The sequence below is a fragment of the Nocardia abscessus NBRC 100374 genome (assembly GCF_000308455.1).
Classification (GTDB): domain Bacteria; phylum Actinomycetota; class Actinomycetes; order Mycobacteriales; family Mycobacteriaceae; genus Nocardia; species Nocardia abscessus.
The window spans coordinates 12181-32964 of sequence record NZ_BAFP01000100.1 but is presented as its reverse complement, the minus strand read 5'-3'; the positions used below and the strand labels follow the sequence as shown (position 1 = coordinate 32964).

Below are 20784 nucleotides of genomic sequence, written 5' to 3'. Positions count from 1 at the left end.
GTCCGGCTGCCGCGCGGCAACGGCGAGATCATCCGGCTCGCCCGCGGCGCGTCGCTGTCGGACTTCGCGGAGAAGATCGACGCGAACCCGGCCGCGCTGGTACAGGCCCTGTTCAACCTCGGCGAGATGGTCACCGCGACCCAGTCGGTGAACGACGAGACCCTCGAGCTGCTCGGCAGCGAGATGAACTACGTCGTCCACGTGGTCAGCCCCGAGGACGAGGACCGCGAGCTGCTGGAGTCGTTCGACCTCACCTACGGCGAGGACGAGGGCGGCGAGGAAGACCTCGAACAGCGTCCGCCGGTGGTGACCGTCATGGGTCACGTCGACCACGGTAAGACCCGACTGCTGGACACCATCCGCAAGGCGAACGTCCGCGAGGGCGAGGCGGGCGGCATCACCCAGCACATCGGCGCCTACCAGGTGCTCACCCACCTCGGCGAGGAAGACCGGCTCATCACCTTCATCGACACCCCGGGTCACGAGGCGTTCACCGCCATGCGTGCCCGCGGTGCGAAGGCCACCGACATCGCGATCCTGGTGGTCGCCGCCGACGACGGCGTCATGCCGCAGACGGTGGAGGCGATCAACCACGCGCAGGCGGCCGACGTGCCGATCGTGGTGGCGGTCAACAAGATCGACAAGGAGGGCGCGAACCCGCAGAAGGTTCGTCAGCAGCTCACCGAGTACGGTCTGGTCGCCGAGGAATACGGTGGCGAAACGATGTTCGTGGACATCTCCGCCAGGCAGAACATCAACATCGACGCTCTGCTCGAGGCCGTCCTGCTGACCGCGGACGCGGCGCTGGACCTGCGGGCCAACCCGGACATGGACGCGCAGGGCGTGGCCATCGAGGCCCACCTCGACCGCGGTCGAGGCCCGGTGGCGACCGTGCTCATCCAGCGCGGCACCCTGCGGGTCGGCGACTCGATCGTGGCGGGAGACGCCTACGGCCGGGTGCGCCGGATGGTCGACGAGCACGGCGACGACGTCGAGGCGGCGCTGCCGTCGCGGCCGGTCCAGGTCGTCGGCTTCACGTCGGTGCCCGGCGCGGGTGACAACCTGCTCGTGGTGGACGAGGACCGGATCGCCCGGCAGATCGCGGATCGCCGCAATGCGCGCAAGCGCAACGCGCTGGCCGCACGCAGCCGCAAGCGGATCAGCCTGGAAGATCTGGATGCCGCGCTGAAGGAAACCAGCGAGCTGAACCTGATCCTCAAGGGCGACAACTCGGGTACGGTCGAGGCCCTCGAAGAGGCGCTGCTGGGAATCCAGGTGGGCGACGAGGTGCGTCTGCGGGTGATCGACCGCGGTGTCGGTGGCGTCACCGAGACCAACGTCAACCTGGCGTCGGCGTCGAACGCGATCATCATCGGGTTCAACGTCCGCGCGGAGGGCAAGGCCACCGAGCTGGCCAACCGCGAGGGTGTCGACATCCGGTACTACTCGGTGATCTACCAGGCCATCGACGAGATCGAGAAGGCCCTCAAGGGCATGCTCAAGCCGATCTACGAAGAGGTCGAGCTGGGCCGGGCCGAGATCAGGGCGATCTTCCGTTCCTCGAAGATCGGCAATATCGCCGGTTGCATGGTCACGTCGGGTTCGGTCAAGCGCAACGCCAAGGCGCGCCTGCTCCGGGACAACGTGGTGATCGCCGAGACGATGACGATCTCGTCGCTGCGCCGGGAGAAGGACGACGCCACCGAGGTCCGCGAGGGCTACGAGTGCGGTATGACGGTCACCTACTCCGATATCAAGGAGGGCGACATCATCGAGGCCTACGAGCTGCGCGAGAAGCCGCGCGACTGACAGACCGATACGAACCCGGACGCCGCGCGAAGTGCGCGGCGTCCGGCTCGGTCGTCCCGACACTGGAGGGTGTGTGTACCTGGGTGCACTGGAGTTCGACCTGCTGCTCGGCGACGTGCACTCGCTGAAACAGAAGCGCTCCGTGATCCGGCCGATTCTGGCCGAATTGCAGCGATTCGGTGTGAGTGCGGCCGAAGGTGGGGAACACGATCTATACCGTCGCTCGCTCCTGGGCGTGGCCATGGTCAGCGCGGGCATGGATCACCTGACCGAGGTGCTGGACCGTTGTGAACGGCACGTCGCGGCCCGTCCGGAGTTACAGTTGCTGGCGGTGCGCCGCCGAATCTTCGGCCCCGAAGACTGACGCGGCCCAGCGACGGCGCGGAGGACGGAGCTCGGGTGGGCCACACCGGTCCACGCTCCGCCCGCCATCGACAGAGTTAGTAGTGAGGAGGAAACGGCCATGGTGGATCAAGCCAGGGCACGCCGACTCGCCAAGCGGATTTCCTCGATCGTCGCGACCGCGATCGAATACGAGGTGAAGGATCCGCGGCTGCGTTTCGTGACCGTCACCGACGCCAAGGTCACCGGCGATCTCCGGGAGGCGACGGTGTACTACACCGTGATGGGCGAAACCCTCGACGCCGAACCGGATTACGAAGGGGCGGCGGCCGGTCTGGAGAAGGCCAAGGGTGTGCTGCGCTCCAAGGTGGGCGCCGGCACCGGGGTGAAGTTCACCCCGACGCTGGCATTCGTGCTGGACAGGGTGCCCGACGCGGCCCGCCAGATGGAGGAGCTGCTGGCCAGGGCGCGGGCCGCGGACGACGAGGTCGCCAAGGTGGCCGCGACGGCCAGGCACGCGGGCGAAGCCGACCCCTACAAGGCCGAACGCGACGCCGACGAGTGACATGCGGTAGTCGATGACGACGATGCGGGAAACGGCCGACCTGGACACGGCCGTGGCGGCGCTGGAGGCCGCGCGCTCGGTGACCGTCGTCTGCCATGTGCAGCCCGATGCGGACACTGTGGGAAGCGGTCTCGCGCTGGCGCTGGTGTTGCACCGGCGCGGGATCCCGGTGCAGGTGTCGTTCGCCGAACCGGCGGAGCTGCCCGCGTCGATGCGGTCGCTGCCCGGCGTGCGGTATCTGGTGGAGCCCGGCGCGGTGCGTGCCGAGGTCGACCTGCTCGTCGCGGTCGACTGCGGCAGTGCGGGCCGGCTGGGCGCGCTCGCCGACCGATTGTCCGGCGCGGCAACGACAATGGTGATCGATCACCACCGGTCCAACACGCGTTTCGGCGCGATCAACGTGATCGATCCCGCCGCCGAGTCCACCACGAGCCTGGTCGCGCGGCTGCTCGACGTGTGGGGCGTGCCGATCGACGCGGAGGTGGCGCATTGCCTCTACGCCGGTCTGGTCACCGACACGGGCTCGTTCCGGTGGGTGCGGCCGGGTACGCACGAACTGGCGGAACGGTTGCTGGCCACCGGGATCGACGGCGCGCAGATCGCCCGCACGTTGATGGACACGCACCCGTTCGGGTGGCTGCCCATGCTGTCGCGGGTGCTCGGGACGGCGCAGCTCGTCCCGGACGTGCGCGGCGGTGTCGGCCTGGTGTACGCGTTCGTGCGTCGCGACGACATCGATGACGTGCGGTCGGAGGAAGTCGAAAGCGTGATCGATATCGTGCGCACGACCGCCGAAGCGGGAGTCGCCGCGGTATTCAAGCAATCCCGTCTCGTACCCGACCGGTGGACGGTGTCACTCCGATCGCGCGACAGCGGATCGTGCACCGGCGACGGGGTGGACGTCGCGGAGGTGGCGACAGCGTTGGGCGGCGGCGGCCACCGCTTCGCCGCCGGATACACCGCGTACGGCACGCCCGACGATCTGGTCGGTGCGCTGCTGGCCGCCCTCGGCTGACCGTGGTCCTCGGTAGCAGCGGATTTTGGGTCGGCTCCGACGAAAAAGCGCTGGATCGCGTCACTTTCGGCTCTTGCCGCGCGGCCCGCTCGTGTCCGGGCCTGTTCGCGGATCGACCGAGCCTCGTGGCATTCGCAGGCTGGTCTACGGGTGCGCCGCACGCCTCGGCAGTCGTCGGTCGCGTCCCGGGCGGCTCGAGCCCCGTGGCGGGAGTGCGCCCGCTTGCCATCTCGCACACGTCGCCGAGCCGGGTCGCTCGCGCGGTCACCCAGACAGTGGTTATCGGTATCGCCCTGCCGATCCGGAACCGTTGGCTGCGACGCTTGCCGCGATCCGAGCCGCACGCCGCCGGCTGGACGACGCCCGCTCCCCGGGGCCGCACGCTGCCGTGGTTGTCGGTGAGCCGTGCGAAGGTGAGCGAACGATGGTGGTCCCGGAGGTGTGCGAGCGGGGGAGGTGTGCGTGAACGGGCAGGGTTCCAGTGGCGCGGAAATCGGTGATCCGGTCCTTCCCGCGGACGGGCCGGGACGCGCCGCCGCGGCCGGGCCGATGCGCATTCTCGGGCTCGCGTTGCCCACCCTCGGCGTGCTGGTCGCCGAGCCGATCTACCTGCTGTTCGACCTTGCCGTGGTCGGCAGGCTCGGCGCGCTCGCGCTGGCCGGTCTCGCCGTCGGCGGTTTGATCCTGGCGCAGACCAGTTCGCAATTGACCTTCCTGTCCTATGGCACCACCGCTCGCTCGGCGCGTCGCCACGGCGCGGGCGACCACCGGGGAGCCGTCGCGGAAGGCGTGCAGGCCACCTGGATCGCGATCGCCGTCGGCACCGCGATCCTGCTGCTGGTCCAGGCGTTCGCCGTGCCGGTGACCAACGCCATCGCGGGCGGCGGCGACATCGCGGAGGAAGCGCTGGCCTGGGTGCGGATCGCGCTGTTCGGCGTGCCGCTGATCCTGATCTCCATGGCGGGCAACGGCTGGATGCGGGGCGTGCAGGAGACGCGCAGGCCGCTGGTCTACGTGGTCGCCGGGCTAGCGGTGTCGGGCGTCCTCTGCCCGGTACTGGTGCACGGACTGCTCGGTGCGCCGCACCTGGGACTGCCGGGCTCTGCCGTGGCGAACGTCGCGGGTCAGGTCGTCACCGCCATCCTCTTCCTGAACGCGCTGGTCCGCGAACGCGTTCCGCTCGCCGCTCGGTGGCCGGTCATGCGGGCCCAGCTCGTGCTCGGGCGCGACCTCATCGCCCGCAGCTTCGCCTTCCAGGCCTGCTTCGTCTCGGCGGCGGCGGTCGCCGCGCGTTTCGGCGCCGCGTCCGTGGCGGCGCACCAGCTGGTGCTGCAACTGTGGAACTTCCTGGCGCTGGCCCTGGACGCCCTGGCCATCGCCGCGCAGACCCTCACCGGCGCGGCTCTGGGCGCGGACGACGCCCCCGGCGCCCGTGCGATCGCGCGGCGGGTGACCCGCTGGTCGGAAGTCTTCAGCCTCGGCCTCGCCGCCTGCTTCGCGGCCGGGGCGATGGCGATTCCGGCGCTGTTCACCGACGACCCGGCGGTGCTCGAGCGCACCCACGTGGTGTGGTGGTTCTTCGTCGCGCTCATCCCGGTGGCGGGCGTCGTCTTCGCCCTCGACGGTGTTCTGCTCGGCGCGGGCGACGCGGCGTATCTGCGCACCACCACCCTCGGTGCGGCGTTGCTCGGCTTCCTGCCCGCCATCTGGCTGTCGCTGGCCTTCGATTGGGGCGTCGCCGGAATCTGGTCCGGCCTTGCCGCGTTCATGATGTTGCGGCTGCTCGCCGTCGCGTGGCGGGCGCTGTGGGGCCGGTGGGCTCAGGTCGGCGCCGAAATGCCGAGGTGACCGACACCCGGCTCGGCCGGTGCGTGCGAATCCGAACGGATGTGCCAAGGTAGGTGTGGTGATACCCAAGTTGATGGCGGTGAGCGACATTCACGTCGGTCACCAGGGGAATCGGCCGGTCGTCGAGCAGATCCGGGCGGACTCGCCGGAGGACTGGCTCATCGTGGCCGGCGACGTGGGGGAGAAGACCGAGGACATCCGGTGGGCGCTGGAGCTACTGCGCAGCCGGTTCGCCACGGTGATCTGGGTGCCGGGCAACCACGAGCTGTGGACCACGGCGAAGGATCCGGTGCAGATGTCGGGGGTGGCGCGCTACGACTACTTGGTGTCGATGTGCCGTGACCTGGACGTGCTCACTCCCGAGGACCCCTATCCGGTCTGGCAGGGTGCGGGCGCCGAGGAGCACGGCGGATCGGTCACGCTGGCGCCGATGTTCCTGCTGTACGACTACTCGTTCCTGCCGGAGGGTGCGACCACCAAGGCCGAGGGTCTCGCGATCGCCCGGGAGCGCAATGTGGTGGCGACCGACGAGTTCCTGCTCTCGCCGGAGCCGTACCTGACCAGGGACGCCTGGTGCCATGCCCGGGTGCAGGCGACCAAGCGCAAGCTCGACGCGCTCGCCCCCGGCACCCCGGTCGTCCTGATCAATCACTTCCCGTTGGTCCGGCAGCCGACCGACGTGCTGTTCTACCCGGAGTTCGCGCTGTGGTGCGGCACCGAGCTGACCGCGGACTGGCACACCCGCTACAACGTCGTCTGCTCGGTGTACGGGCACCTGCACATCCCCCGCACGTCGCACTACGACGGCGTCCGGTTCGAGGAGGTCTCGCTCGGCTACCCGCGCGAATGGCAGCGCCGCGGCCTGCCCGAGCGACTGTTGCGCCAGATCCTGCCTACCCCGGAGTACCCGCCGGGCACGTTGAACAAGTGGGGCGGCCACTTCCAGGTGACCCCGGAGATGGAAGCCACCGCGGCCGAGATGCGGAGCAAGGCGCAGCAGCGGCGCGGGCTGGCGTAGGCCCCGCCCGCTCGCCTCGTGGTCGCGAAGCAACCGCGCCCGCGACGGCTGGGCTCATGCCGTGCGATGCGCCGGCTCGCGGCCGGCCTGGGCAACGCTGGACGTGCGCGGGCTCATGGCGCTGCGAGTCCGCCCGTTGGGGCTCGACTACGCTCTTCGGTGATGATCGAGAACATTCTGCCCGCGGGTGTGGCCTCGGCCGAGTTGCTGGCATACCCGGAGGACCTGCGGCCGCATCCGGCGGAGGAGCATCTCATCGCCAAGTCGGTGGAGAAGCGGCGTCGTGACTTCATCGGCGCGCGGCACTGTGCCCGGCTGGCGCTCACGCAGCTCGGCGAGCAGCCGGTCGCGATCGGCAAGGGGGAGCGCGGCGCTCCGGTGTGGCCGCGCGGGATCGTCGGCAGCATGACCCACTGTGATGGATATCGGGCGGCCGCGCTCGGCCACAAGCTGCGCTTCCGCTCCATCGGCATCGACGCCGAGCCGCACGCCACCCTGCCGGACGGCGTCCTGGATTCGGTCAGTCTGCCGGAGGAGCGGGAGTGGCTGAAGACCGCCGACTCCGAGCTGCACCTGGACCGGTTGCTGTTCTGCGCCAAGGAGACCACCTACAAGGCGTGGTTTCCGCTGACCGTCCGCTGGCTGGGCTTCGAGGAGGCGCGCATCACGTTCGAGATCGAGGACAGCTCCGCCGATTCCGGGCGCGGCAGCTTCCACACCGAATTGCTGGTGCCGGGGCAGACCACCGACGGCGGGCCGCCGCTGCACTCGTTCGACGGTCGTTGGCTGATCACCGACGGGTACATCCTGACCGCGATCGCGCACATCTGATGGACGCACTCGGCGGGCTGCTCGTCGTCGACAAGGACGGTGGCTGGACCAGCCACGACGTCGTCGCGAGATGCCGGAAGCTGCTGCGCACCAAGAAGATCGGTCACGCGGGCACCCTGGACCCGATGGCGACCGGTGTGCTGGTGCTCGGCGTGGAACGCGCGACCAAACTGCTCGGCCTGCTCACCCTGACGACCAAGGCGTACACCGCGACCATCCGGCTCGGGCAGGCCACCAGCACCGACGACGCCGAGGGCGAGGTGCTGGTCACGACCCCGGCCGGGCACCTCGACGACGCCGACATCGCCACGCGCACAGCCGAACTGACCGGAGACATCGACCAGGTCCCCGCCACCGTGAGCGCGATCAAGGTGAACGGCGAGCGCGCCTATGCCCGCCACCGCGCGGGCGAAGAAGTGCAATTGGCCGCCCGTCCGGTGACGGTGTCGCGCTTCGATGTGCTCGCCCGCCGCGACAACGGTGATTTCGTCGACTTGGACGTGATGGTCGAGTGCTCCTCGGGCACCTACGTGCGGGCGCTGGCCCGAGACTTGGGCGCCGCGCTCGGCGTCGGCGGCCACCTGACCGCCTTGCGCCGCACCAGGGTCGGCCCCTTCACCCTCGAGCACGCGCGCACCCTGGACGAGCTGGCCGCCGCCGCGGAATCGGGCGCGCCACCCCTGAGCCTCGACATGGACCAGGCCGTGCGTACCGCCTTCCCGCACCGCGACATCGACGCCGAGCAGGCCGATGACCTGCGTAACGGACGCTGGCTCGACCCGATCGGGATACCCGACGTCTACGCCGCCATCGATCCGGAGGGCCGTGCGATCGCACTGCTGCGGGAAAGCGGCAAGCGAGCGGCATCGGTGATGGTCGTACGCCCGGCGAATCTGTAGGGACTGCTGCCCCGCCTGCGCTGTACCGAGCGTTCCCGGGGTTCGGTCTGAGCATCTCACGCCCCCAACGGAATCCGTACAGTGTGGGGTGGTCGTCCGCGCGGTTCGCGGGCGGTAGTGGCGGCGAAGGTAGCGGGCATGAGTGATGGACCGGTGGACACGTTCGGATTGTGGGACCGCGACGGGGACGGGCTCGTTTCGGTGGAGGACATCACGGCGGGCATCCGTGCGCTCGGTCTGGAGGTCGACGACGCGGCGGTGGAACGGCTCGTCGCGGCCGCCGACACCAACGGCGACTTCCTGGTCTCCCGGGCCGAATTCGACGCGGCGCTGGTGGGCGGGCGTATCGAGGTGACCGACGCCGACGCCGCGTTCAAGGTCTTCGATGTCAACGGCGACGGCCGCATCTCGGTCGAGGAACTCGAATCGCTCATCCGACACTGCGGCGCGGGCCGGATCGATGAACCGGCCGACGCCTTGCTGGCCGCCGCCGACCTCGACGGCGACGGGTATCTCTCGCTGCCGGAATTCCGCGCGCTGCTGGAGTTCCTGTCCCGGTAGCGCCGCGGCCGCTCGTTCAGGAGCCGAGTTGGCGGCGAAGTCGTTCCACGGCGTCGTCCATGTGCTCGACGAGCAGGGCGCGGGCGCGCGCGGGCTCGGCGGTGGCGATCGCTTCGCGCAGGTCGACGTGTTCGTCGGCCTGCTCCCGCAGGTCCGGGTAGGTGGTCTGCAAAGCGCCCAAGCACATACGCGTCTCGATCAGCAGGGTGCGTGCCGCGCGCACCAGGCGCGGGCTGGCCGCGCTCTCCACCAGCGCCTCGTGGAAGGCTTGGTCGGCGTCCGAGACACCCACCGCGTCACCGCGTGCGGCGCACGCGACCATCTCGTCGACGCTGGGCCCGAGGGCCTCATAGGCGATGGGGCGGCGACCGTCCAGGATCAGCTCCAGCGCGCCGCCCTCCAGCGCCGTCCTGGCCCGGTAGATGTCGACGACGTCGTCGAGGCTCAGTTCGATGACGAAGATGCCGCGGTGACGGATGCTGTGCAGCAGGCCTTCGGACACCAAGCGCTGCATCGCCTCGCGTACCGGTCCGCGCGAGACCGCGAACCGCGCGGCGAGATCGGCTTCGCCCAGCTGCGACCCCGGCGCGAGACTGCCGCGCATGATCGCTTCGCGGAGCCGATCGGCGATCATCTCCGCGGTCGATTGCCGGTTCACCGGCTCGAAATCAACGACGGACATCGGTCTGCCTTTCCGCGAACAAGGTGCCGAGTCCGGGAACGACCGGCTCGGCGCCGGCCAGCCGCAAGCCCGCCCAGATCGTCACCTGATTGGCCGTCAGCACCGGTTTGCCCAGCGTAGCTTCCAGGTCCGGCAGCACAGCCAGGGTGTGCATCGCGGTGTCGGGGATGAGCAGCGCCTGCGCGCCGGGGTGGTCGTTGTCCGCGGCCAGCCGCAGCACCTGGCTCGCGGTGAGGGTGCCGACCTCCGCGGCGGTATCGATGCCCGCGCTGGACATGGAGACGACCTCGATGCCCGCGTCGGCGAGGAAGTCCACGAACAGCCGGGCGACCTCGTCGGGATAGCTGGCGGCGACGGCGACGGTGCGCAGCCCCAGCGCGTGCACGGCCTCGGCGAACGCGATGCTGGTGCTGGTCGCGGGCACACCGGCGACCTCGGCGAGCGCGCGCACCTGGTCGCGGGCGCCCGCGGGGCCGTAGACGAAACTGCCGGAGGTGCAAGCCCAGACGATCGCGTCGGGGCGGTGCGGGGCCAGCAGCGAAGCGCCGAGACGCAATTTCTCCGGACTGCCGAGCTCGAGCAGTTCGGGGACGGCGTGCAGATCGGTGCCGTAGATGTGGGCTACCGGAAGGTGCGCGCCGAGCGTCGCCGCCGCGAGCGGGTAGTCGTCCTCCGCCGCGTGGTCGGGGTAGATGAAGCCGACGGTGGGTGCGTGCATGCGATGTTCTTCCTTCAGAAAACGTTGAGTAGCCACTTGCCCGGGCCCATCATCGGCAGCTTCATCCGGCCGAGGCAGGCCCACATGGTGAGCTGGTTGGCGGTGAGCACCGGTTTGCCGAGTGCGTTCTCCAGCGGCTCGATCACGTCGTAGGTCGGCAGGTTGGTACAGCTGACGAAGACGGCCTGGGCGTCGGGATCGTCGGCGGCGAGGATGCGTTCGGCGATCGTGCGATAACTGACCTTCCAGATGCCGCCGCCGAGCCCGAGGTGGTCGGAGCGCACCACCGCGCATCCGGCTTCGGCGAGGAACTCGTGCAGCCGGTGAGTGAGGATCTCGTCGTACGGGGTGAGCACCGAGACCCGCGTGAGGTTCAGATGGCGGATTGCTTCCAGCAGCGCGCCCGAGGTGGTGACCGCGTCCTGCGCCCCGGCCTGACAGATGGTGTCCCGCAGCGACTTCTCGTAGCTGAGACCTTTGATGAAGCTGCCCGACGTGCACAGGTAGGCCACCACTTCCGGCTCCACGTGCAGCACGTTGCGGGTGGCCGCGGTGAGGTGCGCGGCGTCCGAGACCAGCTCGGCCATCTCCAGCGACACCGGGACCGGCTCGTAGGGTGTGCGCGCCAGATGCAGGCTCACCTCCAGCGGCGCCCAGCGCCAGAGCTCTCGTTCGAGTGCGAGATCGAACGGTGCGATGATCCCGATACCTCGTTGGGCAACGGGCCCCTCGAGGTCGGGAAAGCTCAGATCCACTACGGCCCCTCTCGCGCTCAGCCGGGACGACCTCCGAACACGATCGGATTGTTGACAATCATACGATGTGATCTTAGTGTGTCAATGTGGAACAGGGCCCGATCGTCGCCGTCCTGCACAGTGACAGTGTGCCCGACGCCGAGCGCATGGACCGGTTAGCAGACCGCGCCACCATTCGGTACACGGAGGAGCGCGGCTTGGCCGACGCCCTGCGCGGGGCGGAAATCTTGTTCGTCTACGACTTTCGAACCCGCGCGCTACCCGGCGCGTGGCACGCCGCCGACCGGTTGCGGTGGGTGCATATGGGGTCGACGGGTGTCGACCCCGCGATGTTTCCCGAGCTGCGGGCGAGTGACGTGGTCGTGACCAACACCCGGGGCGTCTTCGACGCCGCGATCGCCGAATACGTGCTCGGGCAGATTCTCGGTTTCGCCAAAGATCTGTCCGGCTCGCTGCTGCTGCAGCAGCGGCACGAGTGGCGGCATCGGGAATCCGAACGGGTCGCGGGGGCCACGGCGCTGATCGTCGGCACCGGCTCGATCGGCCGCCACATCGCCCGATTGCTGCGCGCGGTCGGGATGAGCGTGCGCGCGGTGGGCAGGCGGGAGCGCGCGTCGGATCCGGATTTCGGCGAGGTGGCCACCGATCTGCACGCCGAACTGGCCGGTGCCGACTACGTCGTCGCGATCGCTCCACTCACCGACCAGACCAGGAACATGTTCGATGCCGCGGCCTTCGCCGCGATGAAGCCGCACGCGAGGTTTGTCAACGTCGGCCGCGGGGAACTCGTTGTGACCGACGATCTCGTCGCCGCGCTGCGCACCGGATCGATCGCCGCGGCGGCGCTCGATGTGGTGGACCCCGAGCCGCTCCCCGCCGATCACCCCCTGTGGGAACTGCCCAATGTCCGGATCACTCCGCACAACTCCGGTGACTTCATCGGATGGCGCACCGAGATCGTCAATGCGTTCACCGAGAATTTCGACAACTGGATCGCCGGACGTCCGCTGGACAACGTGGTCGACAAAAGGCTGGGATACGTGCCCGGCTGAAGGAGCCCATCCATGAGCTACCCCGACAGGAACCATCCCACCGACCCGACCGCTATGACCGCGGTCGAGCTGGTCTCGGCCTACGCGGCGGGCACCTTGTCGCCCGTCGAGGCGACCGAGGCGATCCTGCGCGCGATCGCCGACCGCGACGGCGCGCTCAACGCCTTCTGTCTCGTCGACTCCGATCGCGCCCTGGTGCAGGCGAAGGATTCCGAGGCGCGCTGGCAGTCCGGCCACGCCCGCGGCCTGCTCGACGGTGTGCCGATCTCGATCAAGGACGTCTTCCTGACCGAAGGCTGGCCCACCCGGCGCGGCTCCACCTCGATCGATCCGGCCGGACCGTGGCCGGTGGACAGCCCCGTGGCGGCCCGGCTGCGCGAGGACGGCATGGTGTTCCTCGGCAAGACCACCACTCCGGAGATCGCGTGGAAGGCGGTCACCGACAGCCGGCTGGCGGGTGTCACCCGCAACCCGGCCGACCCGTCCACCACCGCGGGCGGATCCTCCGGCGGCAGCGCGGCGGCCGTGGCCGGTGGCATGGGCCCGGTGTCGGTGGGGACCGACGGCGGGGGCAGCGTGCGCATCCCGGCCGCTTTCTGCGGCATCGTGGGGTTCAAGCCCACCTATGGCCGGATTCCGCTGTTCCCGGCCAGTCCGTTCGGCCCCCTGGCGCACGCGGGGCCGATGACGCGCACCGTCGAGGACGCGGCGCTGCTGATGGACATCCTGTCGCTGCCGGATCCGCGCGATCCGACCTCGCTGGCCCCCACGCTCACCGTGTTCCGTGCCGAAATGCAGCGCGACGTCCGCGGATTGCGGGTGGCCTACTCGCCGACGCTGGGCTACGCCGCGGTCGACCCCGAAGTCGCCGCGATCGTGGAGGCGGCGGTGGCTCGCCTCGCCGAGGCCGAACTCCGGGTCGGTGTCGCGGATCCGGGCTTCGGCGATCCGCGCGAAGCGTTCGAACTGCTCTGGGCGGCCGGCGCGGCCACCATGCTGTCCGGCTTCCCGGAGGGCACGCGCGACCGGGTGGACCCCGGTCTGCGCACGGTATGGGAGCGCGGTGAAACCGTCACGGCCGTCGAGTATCTCGCCGCGCGCAACGTGGCGGCGCAGATCGGCATCACCATGGGCGCCTTCCATACCGACTACGACGTCCTGATCACCCCGACGGTGCCGATTCCCGCGTTCGAAGCGGGCCACGACGTGCCACCGGGTAGCGGCCTGCGCAGCTGGCCGGAGTGGACCCCGTTCACCTACCCGTTCAATCTCACCCAGCAGCCCGCGATCAGCATCCCGGCCGGCACGACCCGGGCGGGCCTGCCGGTCGGCCTGCAGATCGTCGGCCCGCGCCACTCGGACGAGCTGGTGCTGGCGGTGGCGCGCTACGCCGAATTCGTGCTGGCCTCCTGAACGCCGATGGCCCCGCGGGTTACCGCGGGGCCATCGTTGGCCGGGCTTCAGGCGCGGGCGAAGGCGAGTGTCTCACCCTGCACGCCGTGCAGCCACAGCGTGTTGCACGCCGCGGCCATCTCGGCGAGCCCTTCTTCGATCGTGGCGAAAACATTGCCCGGCACCCAGCCGAGGTCGCCGTTGATCAGCAGATTGTTGCGGCCGTAGAACAGCGCCAGATCGGTGGCGCCGCGCTCGTGCTCGGCCGCCGAGCCGGGCTCGTAGCCGTAGGCCGGATTGCCGATCTCCCACGGCTCGAAATCGAACAGGCAGACGTCGCCGGGGATCGGGGTCACCGTCGGATTCTCCCGGTGCGGGGCCGCGCCGATCCGGGGGAGCAGGGTGTAGACCTCGTTGCGGGCGTACTTGGCGTGGAAGGCGTCGCCTTCTTGGGGCAGGGCGTTCCACACCGCCGCGCAGGTGCGCGGAGCCTCCTCGTCCAGCAGACGGGCGCGGCAGGTCACGGCGGCTTTGGTGAGCGTGATGGTGATGTAGCGGGCCATGCGGTCCTGCTTCCTGATCGGTGCCGCCGGTCGGGCCCGGCGGGTGGACGGATGGGGTTCGCCGGCGCTACAGCTCGGCGAGCACCTCGGACCAGATCGCCAGAGCGTCCTCGATCTGGGTATCGGTCACGATCAGCGGTGGAATCATCCGGACCACGTTCATGTGCGCGCCGCAGGTCAGCAGCAGCAGTCCCTTGTCCACCGCGGCGCGCTGGGCGGCCGCGGCGGTGGCCGGATCGGGTTCGCCGGTGGCCGTGGTGAACTCGGCGCCCGCGAGCAGACCGAGGCCGCGGACGTCACCGATCGCCTTGACGGCACTGTCGCGCAGACCGCGCAGCAGCTGTGCGCCGCGGGCGGCTGCGTTGTCCACCAGCCCTTCGGATTCGATGACGTCGAGCGTGGCGATGGCCGCCGCGCACGCCACCGCGTTGCCGCCGTAGGTGCCGCCTTGGGAGCCGGGCCACGCCCGCGACATCAGCTCGCGCGAGGCCGCGATGCCCGACAGCGGGAACCCGCTGGCCAGGCCCTTCGCGATGGTGATCACGTCGGGCCGCACGCCGAAGTGCTGATGGCCGAAGAACTTTCCGGTGCGCCCGAAGCCGGTCTGGATCTCGTCGAAGACCAGCAGGATGCCGTGCCGGTCCGCGCGTTCGCGCAGCCCGCGGAAGAACTCGGTGTTACCCGGGACGTAGCCGCCCTCGCCGAGTACCGGCTCCACGATGAACGCGGCGGTCTCGGCGGGCGAGGTGAGGGTGGCGAACAGGTAGTCGAGTTCGCGCAGCGCGAAGGCGGTGGCTTCCGATTCGCTCCACCCGTACCGGTACGCGGTGGGGAACGGCGCGACGTGCACTCCCGACATCAGCGGGCTGAACCCGGCGGAGAACCGGGTGCCGGAGGTCGTCATGGTGGCGGCGGCCACGGTGCGGCCGTGGAAGCCGCCGTGGAAGACGACGACGTTCGGCCGCCCGGTGGCCTGCCGGACCAGCCGCAGCGCGGCCTCGATCGCCTCGCTGCCGGAGTTGGCGAAGAACAGCGCGTCCAGCCCCTCGGGCAGCACCGCGCCGAGCCGTTCGGTCAGCTCCAGCAGCGGCCGGTGCAGCACGGTCGTGTACTGGCCGTGGATCAGCGTCGCGACCTGCGCCTGCGCCGCCGCGACCACATGCGGGTGGCAGTGACCGGTGCTGGTGACGCCGATACCGGCGGTGAAGTCCAGATACCGGCGGCCGTCGGTGCCGTAGAGATAGCACCCCGCGCCGTGGTCGACGGTCACCGGAGTGGCCTGTTTCAGGATGGGCGAGAGCTCGGTCATGGTGGTTCGCCTCCCGGAGCGCGGGTCGATGCGGGGGTTGTCTATTGTCGGATTGTTGACAATATGCATAACATGGCGGCACGGGTCGCAGCAATGGCCGAACGCTGCGCGGTGACGAAAGGAGCCACCGACGATGCTCACCGAAAGCGCCCTCAGCGCAGCCGAGCGCGCCGCTATCGATACGGTGCCGCGCGGCCTGTTCATCGATGGGCAGTGGCGTGCGACCGCGCGGACGCTGCCGGTTCTCGATCCGGCGACCGGTGCACCGCTGTGCGCGGTCGCCGACGCGGACCCGGCCGACGGGCTCGCCGCGCTGGACGCGGCATGCGCGGCGCAACCGAGCTGGGCGGCCACGCCGCCGCGGGAACGCAGCGATCTGCTGATGCGCGTGCATCGCGCGCTGCTGGCCGAGACCGACCGGCTCGGGCTGATCGCGACGCTCGAGATGGGCAAGCCGCTGGCCGAGGCGCGCAGCGAGATCGCCTACGCCGCGGAGTTCTTCCGCTGGTTCGCCGAGGAAGCCGTGCGCCTGGACGGCGGGTACATGCCCGCGCCGACCGGTGGCTCTCGTTTCCTGGTGGCCCGGCAGCCGGTCGGCCCGAGCTTGCTCATCACGCCCTGGAACTTCCCCGTGGCCATGGGGGCGCGCAAGATCGCGCCCGCGCTCGCCGCCGGCTGCACCTGCGTGGTGAAACCTGCCGAGCAAACGCCCCTTTCGATGTTGGCGCTGGCCGAGGTGATGGCGGGCGCCGGGCTGCCCGCCGGGGTGGTCAACGTCATCACGACGGCCGACCCCGCCGCGGTGATGACGCCGCTGATCCTGGACGATCGTTCCCGCAAGCTGTCGTTCACGGGCTCGACGGCGGTCGGCAAGCAGTTGCTCGCGCAGTGCGCGCAGACGGTGATGCGCACCTCGATGGAACTCGGCGGCAACGCGCCGCTGCTGGTATTCGACGACGCCGACCTGGACGAGGCGATCGAGGGCGCCTTGGCGGCGAAGATGCGCAATATCGGCCAGGCGTGCACCGCCGCCAACCGCATCCTCGTCCAGCGCGGCGTCGCCGCGGAGTTCGCCCGCAGGCTCGCCGACCGGATGGCGGCCCTGCCGATGGGCCGGGGCACCGAACCGGACGTCGTGGTCGGGCCCCTGATCGACGGCGAGGCCGTCGCCAAGGTCCAGCGCCTGGTCGATGACGCTCGCGCCCGCGGCGCCACGGTGCTCACCGGCGGGACCGCGCAGGCCGGGCCGGGCACGTTCTATCCCGCGACCGTCCTGGCCGACGTCCCTGACGACGCCGAGCTGTGCCACACCGAGATCTTCGGACCGGTCGCGGCGATCGGCGTCTTCGACACCGAAGACGAAGCGGTGAGCCGGGCCAACGACACCCCCTACGGGCTGGTGAGCTACGTGTTCACCGAGAACCTCCGGCGCGGTTTGCGGGTGTGCGAGGCGCTGGAGACCGGCATGGTGGGACTCAACCAGGGCGTGGTGTCGAACCCAGCCGCACCGTTCGGCGGTGTCAAGGAGTCCGGGCTGGGACGCGAGGGCGGGCTCACCGGGATCGACGAATTCCTGGAGACCAAGTACATCGGAGTGCGACTGTGAAGGAGTGCCAGTGAGGGAGTACCGCATCGCCACCATCCCGGGTGACGGGATCGGAGTCGACGTCACCGCGGCGGCGGTGCGCGTGCTCGACGCCGTGCTCCCCGGCGTGGAATGGACCGAATTCGACTGGTCCTGCGAGAACTACCTGCGCACGGGGGCGATGATGCCGCCGGACGGCGCGGAACGCCTCGCGGACTTCGACGCGATCCTGCTCGGCGCCGTCGGGTTTCCCGGTGTGCCCGACCATGTCTCGCTGTGGGGGCTGCTGATCCCGCTGCGCCGTGCCTTCGGTCAGTACGTCAACCTGCGTCCGGTGCGCCTGCTGCCCGGCACGGAGTCGGCGCTGCGCGACCGGACCGCCGACGACCTGGACATCCTGATCGTGCGGGAGAACTCCGAGGGCGAGTACTCCAGGATCGGCGGCATCCACAACGAGGGCCGCCCCGACGAATTCGTGCTCCAGGAGTCGGTGTTCACCCGCACGGGGTGCGAGCGGATCATCCGCTACGGGTTCGAGCGGGCCGCCGAACGGTCCGGGCGGTTGTGCTCGGCGACCAAATCCAACGGGATCATCCACTCGATGCCGTACTGGGACAGTGTCTTCGAACGCGTCGCGACCGACTACCCGCAGGTGACGACGCGGCAGATGCACGTCGACGCGCTCGCCGCCGAACTCGTGCTGCACCCGGACCGGCTCGACGTGATCGTGGGTTCGAATCTGTTCGGCGACATCCTCTCCGATCTCGCCGCCGCCGTCACCGGCGGGCTCGGTCTGGCGCCGTCGGGCAATATCAATCCCGAGCGCACCGGCCCCTCGATGTTCGAGGCCGTGCACGGCAGCGCCCCCGACATCGCCGGTCAGGGCATCGCCAACCCGGTCGCGCAGATCCTGGCGGGTGCGATGATGCTCGACCATCTCGGCGAGTCGGCCGCGGCCGCCGCGATAGACCGAGCCGTCCGCGACGTGCTCGCCGCAGGTGAGGTCCGCACCCCGGATCTCGGCGGCACGGCTACCACCGACGAACTCGGCGATGCCATCGCCGCCCGAGCGGCCGACTTGGCCCGCCCCGCCGCGGCGGAACTCGGCTGACCGATCGCCGAGATCCCGGTCGACGCTCCAGCGCCGTTTCGCCGGCCGCAACCCTGATAGTGGTGCTGGTGCGGGCCGAGGTGAGGTCGACCTCGGCCCGGTCGACGGGTGTCGGACCGAGTGGCACGGGCCGACGATGCAACCCGGCATCTCCGGTGGTTCGAAGCGTTCCGATTCGGCTGCCCGGTCCGCTCGAACGACCGGGCGGACCCGCGGCTCAGGCGGTGAGCCAGATGGCCTCGGCGGCGGGGCGGCCGAGGTCGGTGGCGGACTCGGTGGCGCCGATTCGGATGGCGATGGTGCCCGCGAAGTCGCGGCGTTCGACCACCGTGATGACGGTGTCCAAGGCGATGCCGACGGAGTCGAAGTAGCGCAGCATGTCGGGATCGGCGTCCGAGATGCGGGCGACCCGGCCGTGCTCACCGGCGTGGAAATCGCTGAGCTGGCGCGCGGGTGGGGTGGGCACCGCGCCGTCCACCGAGGGGATCGGGTCGCCGTGCGGGTCGCGATCGGGGTAGCCGAGTTTCGCGTCGATGCGCGCCATCAGCAACTCCGAGACCGCGTGCTCGAGCACCTCCGCCTCGTCGTGCACCTCGTCCCAGCCGTAACCGAGCTCGTTCACCAGGAACGTCTCGATGAGCCGGTGCCTGCGCACCATCGCGATGGCGGCGCGGCGGCCCTCGTGCGTGAGGGTGATCGCTCCGTAGCGGGCGTGCTCGACCAATCCCTGGTCGGCGAGCTTGCGCACCGCTTCGGACACGGTAGAGGCCGACACGCCGATCCGCTCGGCGAGCAGCTTGGTGGTCACCTTCTCCTGGGACCACTCCTGCGCGGTCCAGATGACCTTCAGGTAGTCCTGGGCGACCGACGAGAGCACAGGCGCGATCGTCGCGGTACCGCCGTGCGGATCGCCCGGAACCGGGGCGTCGGCCAACTCGCGTCGAGTGGCGATATCTCGTTTACCGGGCACACACCCGAGCTTAGGCACTGGCGTGCCGATCCACACATCCTGCGACTCGCCGTTGGGGCATCGCAAACGAATCGCGATTCGTCGTTGATCCGCGAGCGGGCGGACCGGCGTCCGCTCCGGACGCGGAGCCGTGCGGGCCCTGACCTCGACGTCGTCACGCGGTTGCGGAGCGGTTCAGCGCAGCGCGATGCGCGGCCGCGCCGTCGAACCGTCTACCGCTCAGGCGTGCCGTGACCGGGGCGCGGACCGGTGCGCCGGACAGTTCGTAGAAGGTCGCCGTGGCGGATCCGGTGAACCGGTCGCCGGTCACTTCCAGGTCGAAGGCGACGATCCCTTTGCGCACGACGGCGGGATCCGTTCGATCGACGGTGAACTCCAGGAACGCGCCGGTGACCCGGTCGCCGTCGGATCGCCAGGTGCCCATGCCGTTGCTGTCACTGGTGGCGCGGTTTCCGTGGTCCGGATTCGATTGCAGCATCGTGCCGCCCGGGTGGAACTGCATCACGTGGTAGCCGAACGGAGCGCCGTCGGCGATGACCTCCCAGGTGCCCAGCACGGGATGCCGCTCACTCATGCCGCGCCCGCGCAGACCGACGCCAGCAGCGCGACGCCGCGGTCGATGTCCTCGCGCGGCACGTTCGCGAAGCTCAGCCGCATCGTGTTGCGGTGCTGGGCGACGTCCTCGGCGTAGCAGACGCTTCCCGGCAGGAAGGCGACGCCGCGGCGCAGCGCTGCCTCCAGCAGCGCGTCGGCGTCGAAACCGGGCGGGCCCTCGACCCACAGGAACATCCCGCCGTCGGGCACGACCCAGCGGAACCCGGTCGGGAGATGCCGTTGCACGGCGGCGTCCAAGATGTCCAGTTTGGCCGAGTAAGCGTCCACGACGTGGGCCAGGTGCTCGGCCCCGGCCGAGCTGCCCAGGAACTCGGCGGCAATCGCCTGGCAGTAGGTCGAGGTCTGCATATCGATGCCCTGCTTCAAGGCGAGCACGGTTTTCAGCAGATCCGCGGGCATGACGGTGATGCCGACACGGATCGCCGGAGCGAGCGTTTTGGACAGGGACGTGATGTAGATCGAGTTGTCCGGCGCGAAAGACGCCAGCGCTGGCGGTGGCACTCCGCGGTAGCGCAGGTCGGTGTAGACATCGTCCTCGATAATCAGCGTGCCGTGGCGGACGACGATCTCGGCAATTCGTTCGCGCCGCTCGGCGGGCATCGTCCGGCCGGTCGGATTCTGGAATGTCGGAAGCAGGTACACGAATGCGACGTCATATCGGACCAGTGCCTCTTCCAGTGCTTCGGGCAGCACGCCGAAATCGTCGGACGGCACGGCGACGACGGTGGCGGCGTGGCTGCGGAATTCTTTGACCGCCGGGCCGTAGGTCGGAGTTTCCACCAGAACCACGTCATGTGGGTCGAGCAGCGCCAAACACACGTTGTGCAATGCGCCGGATCCGCCCGTGGAGATGTGCAGGTTATCGGGCGAACACCGAATATTGCGATCGCGCAATAGATTCCGGGCTTCGTCCAGGAGCGGGGAGAATCCCTGGGTCATCCCGTACTGGAGCACGGCGCTGCCGTATCTGCCGATGACGGCTTGCGACAGCGTCGCGACGAGCTCGGTGGGCAACAGGGCCGGATCGGGCGCTCCGACGGCGAACGAGACGACGTCGGGGCGGCCTGCCAGCGCCGCGAAGATGTCGTCGATCGGCCCGCTGGTCACTTCGGCCGCGCCGCGGCTGCGCTTCGAAAGGGCCATC

The 20784-nt window shown here is 69.8% G+C and carries 21 protein-coding genes; 13 read left to right on the top strand and 8 right to left on the bottom strand.

Going from position 1 to position 20784, the window contains the following annotated elements; translation table 11 throughout:
- The 9 genes from infB to ON19_RS40510 form a co-directional block, all read left to right on the top strand.
- Nucleotides 1-1809 (top strand): translation initiation factor IF-2 (infB, locus tag ON19_RS20135; protein WP_063709467.1); only part of this gene is annotated, 1809 nt, incomplete at its 5' end.
- Between the two features lie 73 nt (nucleotides 1810-1882).
- Nucleotides 1883-2173: a DUF503 domain-containing protein gene (locus ON19_RS20130; protein WP_039799368.1), complete on the top strand. Its 291-nt coding sequence runs from the start codon at nucleotides 1883-1885 to the stop codon at nucleotides 2171-2173.
- Between the two features lie 99 nt (nucleotides 2174-2272).
- Complete coding sequence (gene rbfA / locus ON19_RS20125; protein WP_043694978.1) at nucleotides 2273-2716, top strand: 30S ribosome-binding factor RbfA; 444 nt, start codon at nucleotides 2273-2275, stop codon at nucleotides 2714-2716.
- Between the two features lie 13 nt (nucleotides 2717-2729).
- Nucleotides 2730-3731 (top strand): DHH family phosphoesterase, encoded by a 1002-nt coding sequence (locus ON19_RS20120; protein ID WP_043694975.1) that lies wholly within the window; start codon nucleotides 2730-2732, stop codon nucleotides 3729-3731.
- 549 nt (nucleotides 3732-4280) lie between these two features.
- Nucleotides 4281-5579 carry an MATE family efflux transporter gene (locus ON19_RS20115; protein WP_043695006.1) on the top strand — a complete coding sequence of 433 codons (1299 nt, stop codon included), beginning with the start codon at nucleotides 4281-4283 and terminating at the stop codon, nucleotides 5577-5579.
- A 58-nt stretch (nucleotides 5580-5637) separates the two neighbouring features.
- Nucleotides 5638-6597 carry a metallophosphoesterase family protein gene (locus ON19_RS20110; RefSeq protein WP_086006672.1) on the top strand — a complete coding sequence of 320 codons (960 nt, stop codon included), beginning with the start codon at nucleotides 5638-5640 and terminating at the stop codon, nucleotides 6595-6597.
- A 162-nt stretch (nucleotides 6598-6759) separates the two neighbouring features.
- The gene (gene npt, locus ON19_RS20105; protein ID WP_043694972.1) at nucleotides 6760-7428 is read left to right on the top strand and encodes a 4'-phosphopantetheinyl transferase Npt; all 669 of its coding nucleotides are present in this window, start codon (nucleotides 6760-6762) and stop codon (nucleotides 7426-7428) included.
- Nucleotides 7428-8327, top strand: coding sequence for a tRNA pseudouridine(55) synthase TruB (gene truB, locus ON19_RS20100; RefSeq protein ID WP_043694970.1), 900 nt, complete (start codon nucleotides 7428-7430; stop codon nucleotides 8325-8327). Before npt ends, truB begins: the two co-directional genes overlap by 1 nt.
- 138 nt (nucleotides 8328-8465) lie before the next feature.
- The gene (locus ON19_RS40510; protein ID WP_051169095.1) at nucleotides 8466-8888 is read left to right on the top strand and encodes an EF-hand domain-containing protein; all 423 of its coding nucleotides are present in this window, start codon (nucleotides 8466-8468) and stop codon (nucleotides 8886-8888) included.
- A gap of 16 nt (nucleotides 8889-8904) precedes the next feature.
- On the opposite strand, the gene ON19_RS20090 is transcribed toward ON19_RS40510, so the two are convergent.
- The 3 genes from ON19_RS20090 to ON19_RS20080 are packed head-to-tail and all read right to left on the bottom strand — an operon-like array spanning nucleotide 8905 to nucleotide 11043.
- On the bottom strand, nucleotides 8905-9570 hold the full coding sequence (locus tag ON19_RS20090) for a GntR family transcriptional regulator (RefSeq protein WP_043694967.1): 666 nt from the start codon (nucleotides 9568-9570) through the stop codon (nucleotides 8905-8907).
- Nucleotides 9557-10288: a maleate cis-trans isomerase family protein gene (locus ON19_RS20085; RefSeq protein WP_043694964.1), complete on the bottom strand. Its 732-nt coding sequence runs from the start codon at nucleotides 10286-10288 to the stop codon at nucleotides 9557-9559. Before ON19_RS20085 ends, ON19_RS20090 begins: the two co-directional genes overlap by 14 nt.
- 14 nt (nucleotides 10289-10302) lie before the next feature.
- Nucleotides 10303-11043, bottom strand: a complete 741-nt coding sequence (locus tag ON19_RS20080; RefSeq protein ID WP_043694961.1) for a maleate cis-trans isomerase family protein — start codon at nucleotides 11041-11043, stop codon at nucleotides 10303-10305.
- A gap of 86 nt (nucleotides 11044-11129) precedes the next feature.
- Between ON19_RS20080 and ON19_RS20075 the strand changes: the two genes are divergently transcribed.
- Both ON19_RS20075 and ON19_RS20070 read left to right on the top strand, forming a co-directional pair.
- The gene (locus tag ON19_RS20075) at nucleotides 11130-12095 is read left to right on the top strand and encodes a D-2-hydroxyacid dehydrogenase (RefSeq protein WP_043694958.1); all 966 of its coding nucleotides are present in this window, start codon (nucleotides 11130-11132) and stop codon (nucleotides 12093-12095) included.
- Nucleotides 12096-12107: 12 nt separating this feature from the next.
- Nucleotides 12108-13508 (top strand): amidase, encoded by a 1401-nt coding sequence (locus tag ON19_RS20070; protein ID WP_083899500.1) that lies wholly within the window; start codon nucleotides 12108-12110, stop codon nucleotides 13506-13508.
- A 47-nt stretch (nucleotides 13509-13555) separates the two neighbouring features.
- Here the strand turns inward: ON19_RS20070 and ON19_RS20065 are convergent, their stop codons facing one another.
- Entirely contained in the window at nucleotides 13556-14050 is a 495-nt protein-coding gene (locus ON19_RS20065; protein WP_043694952.1) for a DUF3830 family protein, read from the bottom strand.
- 67 nt (nucleotides 14051-14117) lie between these two features.
- On the bottom strand, nucleotides 14118-15359 hold the full coding sequence (locus ON19_RS20060; protein ID WP_043694949.1) for an aspartate aminotransferase family protein: 1242 nt from the start codon (nucleotides 15357-15359) through the stop codon (nucleotides 14118-14120).
- Between the two features lie 133 nt (nucleotides 15360-15492).
- On the opposite strand from ON19_RS20060, the gene ON19_RS20055 reads away from it, so the two are divergent.
- Both ON19_RS20055 and ON19_RS20050 read left to right on the top strand, forming a co-directional pair.
- Nucleotides 15493-16965, top strand: a complete 1473-nt coding sequence (locus tag ON19_RS20055; protein WP_043694946.1) for an NAD-dependent succinate-semialdehyde dehydrogenase — start codon at nucleotides 15493-15495, stop codon at nucleotides 16963-16965.
- Between the two features lie 10 nt (nucleotides 16966-16975).
- A complete protein-coding gene (locus ON19_RS20050; protein WP_086006671.1) occupies nucleotides 16976-18055 on the top strand; it encodes a tartrate dehydrogenase in 1080 nt (359 codons plus the stop codon).
- A gap of 217 nt (nucleotides 18056-18272) precedes the next feature.
- Here the strand turns inward: ON19_RS20050 and ON19_RS20045 are convergent, their stop codons facing one another.
- From ON19_RS20045 to ON19_RS20035, 3 genes are all read right to left on the bottom strand, one after another.
- Nucleotides 18273-18941 carry a metal-dependent transcriptional regulator gene (locus ON19_RS20045; protein WP_043694997.1) on the bottom strand — a complete coding sequence of 223 codons (669 nt, stop codon included), beginning with the start codon at nucleotides 18939-18941 and terminating at the stop codon, nucleotides 18273-18275.
- A gap of 238 nt (nucleotides 18942-19179) precedes the next feature.
- Nucleotides 19180-19599, bottom strand: coding sequence for a hypothetical protein (locus ON19_RS20040; protein ID WP_051169093.1), 420 nt, complete (start codon nucleotides 19597-19599; stop codon nucleotides 19180-19182).
- Nucleotides 19596-20783: an aminotransferase-like domain-containing protein gene (locus ON19_RS20035; RefSeq protein ID WP_043694939.1), complete on the bottom strand. Its 1188-nt coding sequence runs from the start codon at nucleotides 20781-20783 to the stop codon at nucleotides 19596-19598. Before ON19_RS20035 ends, ON19_RS20040 begins: the two co-directional genes overlap by 4 nt.
- Between the last annotated feature and the right edge of the window lies 1 nt (nucleotide 20784).

Bases quoted from the DNA above. Each gene is read 5' to 3' on its own strand.
- ON19_RS40510 (WP_051169095.1), top strand. From the start codon at position 8,466: ATGAGTGATGGACCGGTGGACACGTTCGGATTGTGGGACCGCGACGGG.
- ON19_RS20065 (WP_043694952.1), bottom strand. From the start codon at position 14,050: ATGGCCCGCTACATCACCATCACGCTCACCAAAGCCGCCGTGACCTGC.
- ON19_RS20115 (WP_043695006.1), top strand. From the start codon at position 4,281: ATGCGCATTCTCGGGCTCGCGTTGCCCACCCTCGGCGTGCTGGTCGCC.
- rbfA (WP_043694978.1), top strand. From the start codon at position 2,273: ATGGTGGATCAAGCCAGGGCACGCCGACTCGCCAAGCGGATTTCCTCG.
- npt (WP_043694972.1), top strand. From the start codon at position 6,760: ATGATCGAGAACATTCTGCCCGCGGGTGTGGCCTCGGCCGAGTTGCTG.
- ON19_RS20035 (WP_043694939.1), bottom strand. From the start codon at position 20,783: ATGGCCCTTTCGAAGCGCAGCCGCGGCGCGGCCGAAGTGACCAGCGGG.
- ON19_RS20040 (WP_051169093.1), bottom strand. From the start codon at position 19,599: ATGAGTGAGCGGCATCCCGTGCTGGGCACCTGGGAGGTCATCGCCGAC.
- ON19_RS20070 (WP_083899500.1), top strand. From the start codon at position 12,108: ATGAGCTACCCCGACAGGAACCATCCCACCGACCCGACCGCTATGACC.
- truB (WP_043694970.1), top strand. From the start codon at position 7,428: ATGGACGCACTCGGCGGGCTGCTCGTCGTCGACAAGGACGGTGGCTGG.
- ON19_RS20120 (WP_043694975.1), top strand. From the start codon at position 2,730: ATGACGACGATGCGGGAAACGGCCGACCTGGACACGGCCGTGGCGGCG.
- ON19_RS20090 (WP_043694967.1), bottom strand. From the start codon at position 9,570: ATGTCCGTCGTTGATTTCGAGCCGGTGAACCGGCAATCGACCGCGGAG.
- ON19_RS20060 (WP_043694949.1), bottom strand. From the start codon at position 15,359: ATGACCGAGCTCTCGCCCATCCTGAAACAGGCCACTCCGGTGACCGTC.
- ON19_RS20085 (WP_043694964.1), bottom strand. From the start codon at position 10,288: ATGCACGCACCCACCGTCGGCTTCATCTACCCCGACCACGCGGCGGAG.
- ON19_RS20055 (WP_043694946.1), top strand. From the start codon at position 15,493: ATGCTCACCGAAAGCGCCCTCAGCGCAGCCGAGCGCGCCGCTATCGAT.